We start from the raw sequence: 13,598 nt of genomic DNA on the forward strand, positions 1-13,598 counted from the left end.
TTCAGGTAGATGCCCTCCGCCGGGTCGGGATCAGCGTTGCGCTTTCGTTCAGGCGGACTTGTGGTCTGGGAAATCAACCGTAACCATCAGTCCGCCTTCTGCAGACGTAGTGAGACTTACGCTGCTGTTGTGTTGCTGCGCAACCGCTTTGACGATGGCAAGCCCCAGCCCACTCCCGCTTTGCATCTGATTAGGATCGCGAAAAAACCGGTCAAACACGCGCTCCCGCAATTCAACCGGAATGCCAGGCCCGGCATCTGAAACACGTAACTGCGTGGAATTATTTAAGGATCGTAACTCCACCTCGACCCGTCCGCCCTCAGGGCTGTACTTCACGGCATTTTCAATAAGGTTATCGATAAGCGACATCAACCGTTCGCGGACACCTGTTATCCAGATTTCATCTTCAGCGTAGAATTCAAGCTCTATCCTGCGCTCAGCCGCGAGCGGCGCCAGCCCGGCCATTCGCTCTTGTATAAGCGTCGTCAGCGGCACAGGCTCCATAACCGTGTCAATGCGCGCTTCGCTGTGCATCATCAGCAGCAACTGATTGACGAGACGAGCCGCACGGCTATTGCTGCGAATAATCCCTGCCAGTAACTCTTTTTGACTGTCACTGCTGACATAGGACTGCAAAGCTTCAACATTGATTCGCATCGCAGCCAGCGGGGTACGCAGCTCGTGGGCGGCATCGGCAATGAAAACGCGTTCCCGTTCCGTACTTTCCCGCACCCTGGCAAGAAATCCGTTCACAGCGTCGACCATCTGGCGAAGCTCCCTGTGCTTTGGCACGGCTTTTAAGGGCGAGAGATCGTCCGGCGTGCGTAGGGAAATTTCATTGACCACCCGATTCCACGGGCGCATCGCAATGCGGATGGACAGCCACGCGGGAAACAAAAGAAAAGGAATGCATACCAGTAGCGGCATGACGTAGTAGCCACGCGAATTCAGGTAGATAAAGAAGTTCCAGCCTCCGGCAGGGGTGATGAGTGTGACCTCCGTGTCGGAGTTCGCGGACGTCAGGGTACGGCTGGTCCAGGCGCGCCCTTCGCTCTGAACTCGCTCAATTTTCCCATCGCGGGTGTTTGTCACCCCGGTCGGTGCGCCATCAGAGGCATAAATTATCGCTTTGTCCTTGCGCACGATAAGGCTGATGGAGAGTTCTGGATCTTCACCGCCACCGTAATCTTCCCGCACCGCTTTACTGAGCGCAGCCAGCACATGCGTTCGCTCCTGCGGGCGATCCTCCATACTCTCAACGACAGTAAAAATGGTTTCGTAAGTCTTGCTGCCCGTTAATATCGGCGGGCTACGCAAGTCCTCCCACAAAACGTAAGTCAGAAAAAGACACCAGAGCAGTGTGAGTAGTAGCATTTGAGCTACCATAATGCGCCGTACAAACGTTGGGGTTCTCAGATGGCGCCAAAAATTTCGCATCAACCTGCCCCCTTCTGGATCGGAACGGTATCAATGACATACCCAACGCCCCTCACCGTTCGCACATAGCCGTCGCCGATTTTGCGACGCAAATTCCCCATATGCACATCGAGCGCATTACTCATATTTTCTTTTGCGCCAAAGATCCGTTCTTCCAGAAAACTGCGGGTCAGCACGCGATCGCTGCGCAACATCAACGTTTCAAGCAGCGCGTATTCACTTGCCGTCAACTCAACATGCCGTGCATTCACGGTCACGCGTCGCGTCGGCACATGAAGCGATAATCCGCGAATCTCTATCGCCTCGTTCTCAAAACCGTAACTGCGGCGCGCAAGCGCTCTCACTCTGGCCAACAACTCGGCGAGAACAAACGGTTTGACAAGATAGTCGTCGGCACCGGCGTCCAGCCCGGAGAGGCGATCGTGCAGTGTGCCGCGCGCCGTCAGGATGATGATGGGGATGCCCTTGAGCTGCTGACGCAAGCGCGCCATTAGGCTCATGCCATCACCGTCGGGTAAACCGAGGTCGAGTAACACAAGTTCAGGCACGCAGGCATCAAGCTGATGCAGCGCATCCTCTTTGCGGCGAACCCATATGACATCAAGTCCTTGATCTGCAAGGGCAATACGCACGCCATTGCCGAGATCCAGGTCGTCTTCGATTAGGAGAATTTTCACAATGGTTACGGTATCAACAGTGAATGAAGAACGTCTGAAGAAAAAAACGGTAGCAGGAAATCTATCAGCTTTGCAGCACCTGTACTTGCTTCATCCTTTCTTCATTTTTGGCTCACGAGAACTTTAGGGGGCGCATGCAAAATGAGCGTTCTGGCGTTTAACACCCACTTGTATCGTAATCATTTGAATCCACAAGGACTTCTTTAATGAGAAACATCAAACTGCGTCATAAGTTCCCCCTTCCACTTTCGGGACGCAGCCTGAAAAAAATGTTGCCGGGCGCGGTCCTGGCGTTACTGGCCACCCCGATACTGGCGGCAGAACAGGATCCGGGCAATGCGTTGACCCTGGGAGGCGGCGCGAATGTTACGCCACGCTATTCTGGCGCGGATAAAAGCCGCGTCACAACGGCCCTGGTGCTTGATTACACAATGGCAAATGGTTTCTTCGTCAGCACCACGCGGGGCATCGGCTACGGCAACAACATCGGCAAGTTCGATTACAACGCGGCGCTGAGCTATCGCGCAGGCCGCAAGGATCGCGATGCGGACAGCGACTCGCTAAGCGACGGCAGCGACTACCTGCGCGGTATGGGCGACGTCAAAGGCTCGGCTCTTGGTGTGCTTGGCGTGGGGTACGGGGTGACCAACTGGCTTAATGTGCAATTGCAGGCCGAGGTGCCGGTTTCGCAGCGAAGCAATGGTGCGGCCCTGCATTTCGGCATCAATAGCCCGCTCTATATCTCATCGAACAACTCCGTAACGCTGGCGCTGACCGGCAGTTGGGGAACGGAAAAGTACATGCAGACTTACTACGGGGTCAGTGCATCCCAGTCGGCCGCCTCGGGGTTTACTCAATATGATGCCGGATCGGGAATTTATGCCTGGTCAACGAATCTTACCTGGACCCACAAATTCAACCAGGACTGGAGCGTGGTTGCCGCAGCAGGCGTTACGCAGTTGACAGGTGATGCGCGCAATAGCCCGATTGTGCAACGAAACACATCGCCCACGGGAAGCCTGCTGGTGACATATCGTTTCTGAATCGTTGTTCAACACGCTTACCGCCCGCTTATGGCTCCGCACAGCCAATAAACAGGCATTCGATCCGCCCCGGTTCAGCGAACGGGGCGGAACTCAATACAGTGAAGATCCGAAAGCATCTGCCCCAGGCCCGGATAAAACCTGTTAGCTGGCGCATCAGCAGAAGAGCATGCTTACGTTGCGGACGGGGCGGGATCCGCCAGCAAGGCATCGACGATATCCCGCATGACCCGCAGGCGATCCATATGGCGCAGATCATAGTGATACCCCACCCAGATATCTTTGGATGGCGGCGGTTCCGGCATGCGAATGCTCTGCAAGCCGGGGATGGCATCGCCAAGAGGCCGCGGCAAAACAGCAATCCCCATTCCCCGCTGGCACATCTGCGCCTGAACGGCCCGGCTGGTGCTGGTAAATACACGCCGTGACTGCGGAAATCTGTCAAGCAGCCAGGCAACGTCAGAAAAGTAGGATTGTGCCGTATTCATAAGAATAAGCCCCACAGCAGCCGGGTCGTGCTCCGCGAGATGCGCGATTTCCGGCGTGCCATACAGCGCGTAGGGCATACTCATCAACCGGCGCTGAACAATATCCGGTTCGGGGAACAATGCGAAATGCGATGTCGGCATCACGGCGCGACAGATTAAGTAAGCGGTAGCTGGCGATAATTTCCGGCACAATCGCTGGATGGTGGCGCGTCAGTTCGACCAGCACAGGGGCCAGAACATAATTAGCAAACCACTCGGCTGAGCGAATAACCAGCGGAGTCGCTGAGGCGCCGTTACTTCACGCATCCACGCCTGGTACGCGCCGCGCGGCCTCTTTTCCGGGATCAAAAAGCCAATTGTCGCTGCCAGACAAAACATTCTCGCCAGCCTGATACGCGGCGAAGAGATGAAAAACGGCAGCCATCGCAATTTGCTAAAGCTCAGAGGGGAATATCCCCTCTTTGATCGTCTTTACCACTCCCGTTCCCGTTCGCAGTCGTTAGTAAGTGAAGGGTGAGCGATGCTGTGCCTCTTTCAGCATCATTTGGGCATCTTCACCCGCCGCAGTATAGAGCGGCGCACTGGCATCCCGCGCAACCGCGAAAATGGCATTCGCGACATCATCCGCATGCGTCACGGGCGCGTTGCTATCGCCCACACGCTGGATAAACTCCTGCACCATTTGCCCATAGGCGGGATCATCGATGCCTGCAAAATAGGCGCGCGCATTCTCGCCAAACTTCGTTTCCGGGGAGCGCCCCGGTAACACTACGTGAACACGAATACCAAAAGGCCTGACTTCAATGGCAAGTGACTCGCTCCATGCATTCAGCGCTGCTTTACTGGCGCGATAAAGGCCAATCAGCGGCATCGCCCGGGTCGTTACGGATGAAGAGACGTTAATGATCACCCCTGATTTTTTCTCTCTCATCAGCGGCAGAAACGCCTGGGTTAATGACAGCGTCCCCAGCACATTGGTGTTCATTAACTGCTGCGCGGTGGCAAGCGGCGTAAGTTCGACCGGTACAGGTGCGCCAAAACCCGCATTGTTCACCAGAACATCAATCGCGCCCGCCGCTTTCACGACATGGTTAATACTCTGCGCGGAAGTAATATCGAGCGGCAGGATCGTCAGTTTATCGCTTGCAGGCAAACAGGTTGGGTCAGGCGTTCTCATGGTGGCAATCACATCCCAGCCCTGCTGTAAAAAAAGTTTTGCTGCGGCAAGACCAAAACCTGAAGAGCAACCGGTAATCAGTACAGTAGACATATGTGATCCTCTTTGGTGGCAAGAGCAGCGATCATAGCGGCCACCAGCCGGACAATATATAATCAAACGTCCTGTAAACTTTAGAGAGCGTCCAATGTCAGATCCGTTGACCGATATTGTTGCCCTGCTCAACCCCAGGCCATCGCATTCAAAACTTGTTGAAGGGCGCGGCCAGTGGCGTATTGTTCGGGAATCTGGCGGAGAGGCCTTTTACTGCGCCGTGCTGGAAGGCGAATGCCTGATCACTGTTAACGGCAAAGGTCCAACGTTGCTGGTTGCCGGTGATTTTATTCTGATACCCGCCGCGTACGTTTTCGAGAACACCAACGCGAGCGGAGCTGGCTCAACTGACATCACAACACCAACGATTATCAGCGAAGGACATGTGCGGATTGGCGCAACCAGCGGGCCCGCCGATCTGATCATGTCTGTCGGCCACTGTGAATTCGATACGCCGGATAAGCAACTCATCGTCTCTTTGCTGCCAAATGAGATCCTGATTAAAGGGCAACGGCGTTTCGCCACCTTGCTTGAACTTCTGCTGGATGAAAGCCGGGCCAGGCGACCAGGCCGCGACGGGGTATTAATGCGGCTTTTGCAGCTGCTGCTGGTCGAGTCGTTACGCAGTAATGATGATCTGCCGAAAACGGCGGGCATCCTGAAAGGGCTGCAACATGAAAAGATCGCCGTCGCGCTGCATCTGATCCATGAAAAACCGGGCGTTGAGTGGCAAATCGCCCAGCTCGCCCGCCACGCCGCCATGTCCCGCTCGGCTTTTTTTGCCGCTTTCAGTGAGACAGTCGGGATGCCGCCGGGGCAATATCTTCTCTTCTGGCGCATGTCGTTAGCGAAAAAAGCGCTGATCAGCAGCAAAGAGAAAATTGAACAAATTGCCTTTCACGTCGGCTATCAGTCTGCGAGCGCCTTTAACGTGGCATTCACGCACTATGTGGGCGTTCCACCAGGCGTTTTCAGACGCCAGAATGAGCTCCCACAAACGCGTTCCCCGGCGTTAAGCAAGGAGCAGGCTTTTCCTTAAGCCCACACCCGCGTGCCAGAAGGGTATTTTATTGCGCGGCAAGTGCCGTCACGACGTCGCGGTAAGTATGCAGCGGGCGGCCAAGAAGCGTGACCAGTCGCTCTCTGTCGCCATCCTGCGGGAGCATGCCGTGGCTGACGTAGCGCTCAGCCATCAGACGCATTTCGTAGGCCATCCATTTCGGCATAAATTCCGCCATGCTGGCTTCAAATGCACCCGGATTATCTCCGCCGTAAATAATCTCGCGGCCCAGCACCTCGCGCCATACGGCGGCGGCGCTCTCGCCGGTCAGCGTATCGGGGCCGACAAGATTAATCGTCTCGACAGGCAGTTTTCCGCTCGCCCGATCGCGTCGTATTAGTTCAATAGCCGCCACTTCAGCGATATCGCGGGTGTCGACCATCGCCAGGCCAATCCCGCCGATCGGCATCGGATAAACACCGTGATTCATGACCACATCCTTAATCATGGCCTCATTGTCAATAAAGTAGGTAGGCCGCAGGATCGTGGCGCTAAAGTCCATTGCTTTAAGCATGCGCTCGGCCCCATATTTCACGGCGAAGTGCGGCACATTGACGGCAACATCGGCGCCAAAGACGGAGAGATAAACCACACGTTCAACGCCGCACTCGCGGGCAATGTTGAGGGTAATCATCGTCTGGGTATATTCGTCGCTCGTGACCGCATTCAGTAAAAACAGCGTCTTGATGCCGCTGAAGGCGGCGCGCAAGGCGTCGATATCCAGCATATCGCCTTTCACAACCTCCACATTTTCGGCAAAACCGGCCTTTGCGGGGTCACGGGTCAGCACGCGGAAATCGGCGCCGCGGCGAAGAAGCTGGTTAACAATATGGCGGCCGACGCGGCCGGTAGCTCCGGTGATCAGGATGGTCATGGTATTTACTCCGTGGTGTTTGGTTGGTGTGAACAAACACTATCGCGATCCATTTTCGCTTTGAAGATGCTATTTTTTAGATGGTTCGTTCCATAAATGAGACACCCCATGGATATTAATGCCCTTAAAGATTTCCACCTCATCGCGGCCTCGGGCGGCATCGGCGCAGCCAGTCGCGCCAGCGGAAAGCCCAAAGCAACCCTGTCACGCAGGCTGACGGATCTTGAAGAGGCGCTCGGTGTGCGTCTTATTGAACGCGGCGGGCAGAGGTTGCACATCACTGAGGCGGGTGAACGCCTTTTGTCACGCACCGTTGGTGCAATCCGTGACATTGATGAGGCGGTCGAATCCGCGCGGGAAGCGTCGGCAACTCCCGCAGGATGGCTGCGTATTGCGGCCCCACTGCTCTTTTCACAACTCGCTCTCGGGCAGCTTCTGGCTGAGTTTCGCCGCCGCTATCCTCGCATTTACGTTGAAGTGATTTCTGAAAATCGAATCAGCGACCTGGTGGATGAGCATTTTGATGTCGCGATCCGTATTAATCCGCACAAAAACAGCACGCTGGTTGGCAGACAGTTTGCCAGAGACAGACTGGCGCTGGTGGCGGTTCCCGCGCTTGAGATGCCGCTCAGCGATGCGCAAAGCGCGCCTGCGATCCCGGCAATTGTGATGTCAACTTATTCGGACGGCGAGCTCTGGACCGTTCAGGGCGGAGAGCGTCGTTTCGCGCCGCAACCGGTGATGCGCCTCTCTTCCCTGCTGACCGTGCGCGACGCCGTGCTGGCAGGTGCCGGCGCGGCGATGCTTCCGCAATCCATTGTCAGCCAGCAACTGGAAAAAGGTGAGCTGGTGTGCTGGGGAGAAGCCGATACATTGACTGAACTCTGGGTGCTGCACACCGCCCGTCGCCTTCAGAGCCCCAAAGTTAAGGCTTTCGTGGAGTTTATCTGCGAGTATTATCTCACCGGCTGGTTCTCTGTCTGAACCAGCCGATTCGGGTATTAACCGGAGATAACTAGTTGTTAAGCAAAAGGTTTAGCACTGCGCTGTGAGGGCATTATTGTTGATTGCCCAACCACGAGCGAATTCTCACGCTGTGCTGTGCTGTGCTGCGCTGGTGTCTGGTGTCTGGTGTCTGGTGTCTGGTGTCTGGTGTCTGGTGTCTGGTGTCTGGTGTCTGGTAAGAGAGTGTTATTCTGTGTAGAAAACCACCAACGCTATGCGAGGTTACTTTGCCTTTAAATCTCCATATTCGCCCTGCTCTTGCTGATGAGGCCTCAATGCTGGCTGAACTCCGCGTTGAGGCAATGCGCCCGAGTCTTGAGGCGATCAACAGATTCGATCCCATCAGAGCACGCGAACGCTTCCTTTCGACATTTACGGATAAAGAGACGTTCATCATCTGCTACCAGCATGAGATCGTGGGATTTTACGTGCTGCGGGATTTCCCGACGTACCTCTATCTGGATCACTTCTATATCAAAAATCAATTTCAGGGTAAGGGCGTGGGAAAAGAGGTGGTGCAGCGCATACAGCAAAAAGCCAGACATCCCGGGAAAGCTATCCGACTCATCGCGTTGAAAGCAAGCCCGGCGAATGATTTCTACCGCGCTTTAGGGTTCATGTTTGAGCGAGCTGAAGGCGTTGATAATCACTACATATGGCCATGCGTCGACGCTGAATAATGCACTCCTTTTCAGTGACGTTGAAGTAAAACAGTACCGCTGGCAGCGGGCGGTACTCTCGCTTTAGCGGAGGTCGCCGCTAAGTTTACAGGCGGTTTATGACGTCAGCCGATAGTGCGACTGCACCAGACCCGAAGGGAAGCTGCGGCTTGATAACAGAGTCAACGCTATATCCCCATTCAGGGCTCCGAACAACGGTTTTCCCGAACCGAGCAGGACAGGAACGGTAGTGATAACGATATCGGCGACCAGCCCTTCGCGCAGGAACGACTGTATTACCTGCCCGCCATCGATATAGACGCGATGCGCGTTCTGCGCCGCCAGGTCAGTAAGCACCTCCCCTGGCGTGCGGCATGAGAACTGCACTTTGCCCTTCAGCTGCTCGGGCACGGGAGTATCGCTTAGCTGTCGGGAGAGCACCAGCACGGGTCGATCATAAGGCCATTCGTCAAAGGTCAGCACCTTCTCATAGCTGCCCCGCCCCATAACGATCCAATCTTTGTCCGCGATAAATGCTGCATAGCCATGATCTTCTGTCGGGTCATCGCGCTGCAACAACCAGTCGATGTCGCCATCCTGTCGGGCGATATAACCATCAAGACTGACCGCGATAAAAACATGTGTGGTGACCATCAGGTGCTCCGTATTCAGATTGCATATATCCCGTTGAGTTTAGGGATGTGAGCGATATTGGCCTGCTCCCTGCGGAAAAACGTAGCATGAGAGCAGCAACGTTCCCATTATGGATTACGGCAAAAAATCGTGTGGTGTTGAGTCCAGGTTGGAGCAATAAGCCGTGATCTGCTCCCCATAAAGCAACCTATCGCCATGTTAACAACGCCCGCTCCTGGCACTCAGCAACTGGTCAAGGGGCAGGCATGTCGGCAGTCAGTATTTATCAATGATGCCCTGACTGACGACATAAAAAAGCAATCGCCAGGGGGCTATTGACAGCCTGTTTACACCTGAGTAGGCTCACCGGCACGTCGCGAAAAACGATCCTTTCTGCTGTTGAATTGATCGCGTACACGTCGATTCTGTTTCCTTACAGTTTGACCAGCGTCTTCGAAATCAACCGCGTTGTTGCCATGACATGGCGAAAGCGCTTATCGCTACCCGTCGGTAGCGGCACGATAAACGGAGCGTACCTATGTCAAACTCAAATTCTGACCCGCAGTTATCTGTCCGTTCTTTTCCTGCTTTTTCTGCTCCTGTGTGTGTAGACGGTAGTAACACGATGAAGGCAATCCGTTATCACGCTTTCGGTGGGCCTGATGAATTACGCGTTGATGAAATTCCTGTTCCTCACGCCGGGCCTGGCGAGATTCGTATTGCGGTGCATTATGCCGGGGTGAATCCATCGGACTGGAAACGCAGAGAGGGCCAGTATCAGGCATTCGAAGATGGGGTGTTGCCACTCACGGTGGGCGTTGAGGCCAGCGGCATTGTTGATGAGATTGGCGATGGCGTTTCCGGCGTTGCCATCGGCGATGCGGTATTCGGTTTTGGTGATGGCACCGTCGCGGAGAAAGCCATCCTCTCGCACTGGGCGGTCAAACCCGCTGCAGTATCTTTTGCGGTGGCAGCAGGCTTGCCCGTAATGACTGATACGGCCAGCCGGGCACTCGATGAAGTGAATATAAAAACGGGGCAGACACTGCTGGTTAGCGGGGCGGCAGGCGGTGTAGGAACGGCTATCGTCCAGCTTGCCTGCCTGCGCGGCATAACCGTTATTGGTTCAGCAAGTTCCCCTAAACATGGCTATCTCGCCTCATTAGGCGCCATTCCGACCACGTACGGTCCCGGTTTACAGGAACGAATAACTCACTTAGCGCCGGGAGGTGTTGATGCGGCCATTGACGTTGCGGGTTCCGGGGTCATACCTGAATTAATTTCAATCGTGGGACATCCCGCTCGCGTGCTTTCCGTCGCGGATTTATCTGCAGAGCAGTATGGCGCGAAATTTTCCCACGGCCCGCCTGTACACCCGGAGCTGGCTCTCGCAAATATTGCCCGTCTCTGTGCCGATGGCCTGTTTAAACTTCATATTGCGGGCGTATACCCACTGCAACAGACTGCCGATGCACATCGGGAAAGTGCAGAAGGCCACGTGACCGGCAAACTCGTCATCAAGGTTTGCTGAAGTGCAGCTTGCCGGAGGCAATCGGGTTACCCGTCACGTCTCGCTCTTCAATTCGGGTGCAGCCTCGGTGCCTTCCGCCATGCAATGCACAGTCATCAGGTTGAGGTTATCGGTTGTCAGACATAGACAAATTTTTCGCCAGCCATTGATAACGCAGAGAACGATTTATCTTCATGCCAGCCGGATGACAGGCAGCGTGGGCCACAATTTCCGGCCCACGAGCCTTGTAAGTTTCCTCGCCGTTAACGGTCTTCGCTCAGCGCGGCAATATCCTGCGGGGTAGTACGGCAGCATCCGCCAATAATTCTCGCTCCTGCCGCTAACCACTGGGGCAAGTATGCCGCTAAGGATCCGCAGCTCCCGCCGTGTGTATGCCACGCCTTAGTAACGGCGTCATAGGTTTCACCAGAGTTCGGATAGACAACCAGAGGCAGCGCACTGAGGCTTTGCAGATGTTTGAGGGCGGCGGTGGTTTTGCTCAGCGCAATACAGTTAATTCCCAGCGCAACAATTTGGGGACAACCAGACAGCGCATTTACCACCTGGACCAGCGGTGTGCCATCGCTCAAATGCTTGTCGTCACGTAAGGTGAAAGAGAACCATGCCTGCGCTTGCGGATATTCAGATAACAGGTCTGCCAGCGCGACGATTTCGGCGAAAGAAGGTAATGTTTCACAGGCCAGCAGATCGGCACCGGCATTGAGCAATGCATCAATGCGCGGGCGATGAAATGCCTGAAACGCCTCGTGGCTGCACGCGTAGTCGCCGCGATACTCCGAGCCATCTGCCAGATAAGCACCGTATGGCCCAACAGAGCCCGCCACCAGCAGCGGACCGGCATTGGGGTTTTCTGAGCGATAAATGTCACTCGCCTCTTTTGCCAGTTTCACACTCTGTGCAATCAGCGCTTTCGACTGCGCCTCAGTCAGCCCGCGAGCCGCAAAACCAGCGGGTGTGGCCTGGTAACTGGCGGTAATGGCTATCTGTGCGCCCGCCCGAAAGTAATCCAGATGCACGTCCCGAATACGCTGCGGATTTTCCATTAGCACTTTGGCCGACCAGAGATTATCGACAAGGCTGCATCCGCGCGCTTCAAGCTCAGTGGCCAGGGCACCATCCAGCACAGCAAAGGGATGATGTTCAAGCAGCGTGGTCAGGGAGTTACTCTGCGGCATAGTCAGCCTCCTTCAAGGTTGTTTTCCGGGTGAGAAAATAGGCACCGTAGCAAAAGGCGACAAACGGCAGACCACAATAGAGCGCAATGCGTTGATCCGCATCGAACGCCAGCCCGATGCAGGCCAGCAGACACAGCACGAATCCCAGTACCGGCACCAGCGGATACCAGGGTGCCCGGTATTTCAAGGCCGCAGATGACTTGCCCGACTGTAAGTGGCGGCGACGAAAGACAAAGTGGGCCGCGCAGATGCTGAGCCAGACCGCGACAACGGCAAAGCCTGAAATGGCGCTGAGCGCAACGAAGACAGTATCAGGGGCAATCACACTCGATAACAGCGCCAGCAGACCACCAAGCATCGAGACAGAAAGTGCTATCAACGGCACGCCATTTTTGTTGACGCGGGCAAAACAGCCCGGCAACGTTTTTTCGTTTGCCAGCGACCATAGCATACGACCCGACGCGTAGAGCCCGGAATTCGCCGCGGAAAGGATAGCGGTCAGGATGACAAAGTTAAAAATATCTGCCGCATACGGAATGCCGATTTTTTCAAAAACCAGCACAAACGGGCTCTTCTCAACCCCGGCCACATTTGCCGGAACCAGCGCGGCAAGGACAAACACGGTGCCGATAAAAAACAGGATCAAGCGGGCAATCGTCGCGCGGATCGCGACCGGGATAGCCTGGTGCGGATTTTCTGTTTCACCCGCCGCGATACCGATAAGCTCCGTACCGGAAAAAGCAAAATTGACCGCCACCATGGTCATCAGAATGGGCAAACCGCCGTGCGGGAACCAGCCTTCGCGGGTGAGGTTAGAAAGCCCCAGCGACGGTGAACCATCCTTCAGGGAGATAAACCCGAAAATCACCCCGCCCCCCAGGATGATAAAGACGAGAATGGTCGCGACTTTAACCAGCGAAAACCAGAACTCCCCTTCGGCAAAGAAGCGCGTTGAAATCGCGTTAAGACAAAAAATCACTACACAAAACAGGGCGCTCCATATCCAGACTGGAACCTGCGGGAACCAGTACTGCATACAAAATCCGGCGGCGGTAAAACTTGAGCCCAGTGCAACTGTCCAGGTAAGCCAGTATAGCCATGCCACGGTATACCCTGTCGCCGGACCGATATAGCGCGCCGCATAGACATGAAAAGCGCCGGTTACCGGCATCGCCACGGAAAGCTCGCCAAGGCACTGCATCACCAGCCAAACGACCAGCGCCCCAATCAAATACGCCAGCAGTGTCCCTGCCGCCCCCGTAGTGGAGATGATGTATCCGGTATTAAAAAATAATCCTGTGCCAATGACGCCGCCCAATGACAGCATAATCAAATGGCGGGTTTTCATGGTGCGCTTAAGCTCGCCATTTTCTTGTTGTGTTTGCATACCACCTTCTAAACGTATAGATGTCTAAATGTCCGTTCTGGGGTACTTTATATCGTCATTATCAACAAAAGGCCAGCACCAGGCTGACATCCGGGTTGAGACACGCAGAAGCAAGGGGCGTACAAAGATCGGGAAAGCGGTTTTTTCAGCGCACTACCCGGAGGAAACAGGATAAGAATGTCGGGTATCCGGATGCCCCGCCGCAGGAGTGAAAATATCTGTGGCTGTGGGAATGAGTCCTTTTGAAGGGGTTATACCAGCGGGCTTTCGCAGCGCAACGACGCAAGCGATACAACCCTGCGCCCTCTGGTGTAACCCGACGAGACGGAAATCCATTATTTTCAATTACATGGATTATG

12 protein-coding genes and 1 pseudogene are annotated in these 13,598 nt (G+C 55.0%); 5 read left to right on the forward strand and 8 right to left on the reverse strand.

From position 1 onward, the window contains the following. Positions 1 to 48: 48 nt before the first annotated feature. Positions 49 to 1,437 (reverse strand): ATP-binding protein, encoded by a 1,389-nt coding sequence (locus tag RT644_RS09975; RefSeq protein ID WP_313626503.1) that lies wholly within the window; start codon positions 1,435 to 1,437, stop codon positions 49 to 51. After that, on the reverse strand, positions 1,437 to 2,114 hold the full coding sequence (locus RT644_RS09980; protein ID WP_313626505.1) for a response regulator transcription factor: 678 nt from the start codon (positions 2,112 to 2,114) through the stop codon (positions 1,437 to 1,439). Before RT644_RS09980 ends, RT644_RS09975 begins: the two co-directional genes overlap by 1 nt. A gap of 206 nt (positions 2,115 to 2,320) precedes the next feature. Between RT644_RS09980 and RT644_RS09985 the strand changes: the two genes are divergently transcribed. Next, on the forward strand, positions 2,321 to 3,157 hold the full coding sequence (locus tag RT644_RS09985) for a MipA/OmpV family protein (RefSeq protein WP_313626506.1): 837 nt from the start codon (positions 2,321 to 2,323) through the stop codon (positions 3,155 to 3,157). Between the two features lie 173 nt (positions 3,158 to 3,330). Here RT644_RS09985 and RT644_RS09990 read toward each other — a convergent pair. Further along, positions 3,331 to 3,919: pseudogene (locus RT644_RS09990) on the reverse strand (LysR substrate-binding domain-containing protein); the annotation flags it as partial. Positions 3,920 to 4,144: 225 nt separating this feature from the next. Then, positions 4,145 to 4,915, reverse strand: a complete 771-nt coding sequence (locus RT644_RS09995; RefSeq protein ID WP_160270783.1) for an SDR family oxidoreductase — start codon at positions 4,913 to 4,915, stop codon at positions 4,145 to 4,147. Between the two features lie 94 nt (positions 4,916 to 5,009). Between RT644_RS09995 and RT644_RS10000 the strand changes: the two genes are divergently transcribed. Then, positions 5,010 to 5,954 (forward strand): AraC family transcriptional regulator, encoded by a 945-nt coding sequence (locus RT644_RS10000; RefSeq protein WP_313626508.1) that lies wholly within the window; start codon positions 5,010 to 5,012, stop codon positions 5,952 to 5,954. Positions 5,955 to 5,982: 28 nt separating this feature from the next. Here RT644_RS10000 and RT644_RS10005 read toward each other — a convergent pair whose 3' ends face one another. Continuing rightward, the gene (locus RT644_RS10005; RefSeq protein ID WP_313626510.1) at positions 5,983 to 6,849 is read right to left on the reverse strand and encodes an SDR family oxidoreductase; all 867 of its coding nucleotides are present in this window, start codon (positions 6,847 to 6,849) and stop codon (positions 5,983 to 5,985) included. Between the two features lie 108 nt (positions 6,850 to 6,957). Between RT644_RS10005 and RT644_RS10010 the strand changes: the two genes are divergently transcribed. Beyond that, on the forward strand, positions 6,958 to 7,833 hold the full coding sequence (locus RT644_RS10010; protein WP_313626511.1) for a LysR family transcriptional regulator: 876 nt from the start codon (positions 6,958 to 6,960) through the stop codon (positions 7,831 to 7,833). A 296-nt stretch (positions 7,834 to 8,129) separates the two neighbouring features. Then, positions 8,130 to 8,534: a GNAT family N-acetyltransferase gene (locus RT644_RS10015; RefSeq protein ID WP_313626512.1), complete on the forward strand. Its 405-nt coding sequence runs from the start codon at positions 8,130 to 8,132 to the stop codon at positions 8,532 to 8,534. 96 nt (positions 8,535 to 8,630) lie between these two features. Here the strand turns inward: RT644_RS10015 and RT644_RS10020 are convergent, their stop codons facing one another. Then, positions 8,631 to 9,167, reverse strand: a complete 537-nt coding sequence (locus RT644_RS10020) for a dihydrofolate reductase family protein (protein WP_313626514.1) — start codon at positions 9,165 to 9,167, stop codon at positions 8,631 to 8,633. Positions 9,168 to 9,771: 604 nt separating this feature from the next. Between RT644_RS10020 and RT644_RS10025 the strand changes: the two genes are divergently transcribed. Continuing rightward, positions 9,772 to 10,677: an NADP-dependent oxidoreductase gene (locus RT644_RS10025; protein WP_313626515.1), complete on the forward strand. Its 906-nt coding sequence runs from the start codon at positions 9,772 to 9,774 to the stop codon at positions 10,675 to 10,677. Positions 10,678 to 10,919: 242 nt separating this feature from the next. On the opposite strand, the gene mmuM is transcribed toward RT644_RS10025, so the two are convergent. Continuing rightward, positions 10,920 to 11,852 carry a homocysteine S-methyltransferase gene (gene mmuM, locus RT644_RS10030; RefSeq protein WP_313626516.1) on the reverse strand — a complete coding sequence of 311 codons (933 nt, stop codon included), beginning with the start codon at positions 11,850 to 11,852 and terminating at the stop codon, positions 10,920 to 10,922. Continuing rightward, the gene (gene mmuP, locus RT644_RS10035; RefSeq protein ID WP_313626517.1) at positions 11,839 to 13,239 is read right to left on the reverse strand and encodes an S-methylmethionine permease; all 1,401 of its coding nucleotides are present in this window, start codon (positions 13,237 to 13,239) and stop codon (positions 11,839 to 11,841) included. Before mmuP ends, mmuM begins: the two co-directional genes overlap by 14 nt. Positions 13,240 to 13,598: the final 359 nt, after the last annotated feature.

It is taken from the genome of Kosakonia sp., assembly GCF_032104925.1.
GTDB lineage: Bacteria > Pseudomonadota > Gammaproteobacteria > Enterobacterales > Enterobacteriaceae > Kosakonia.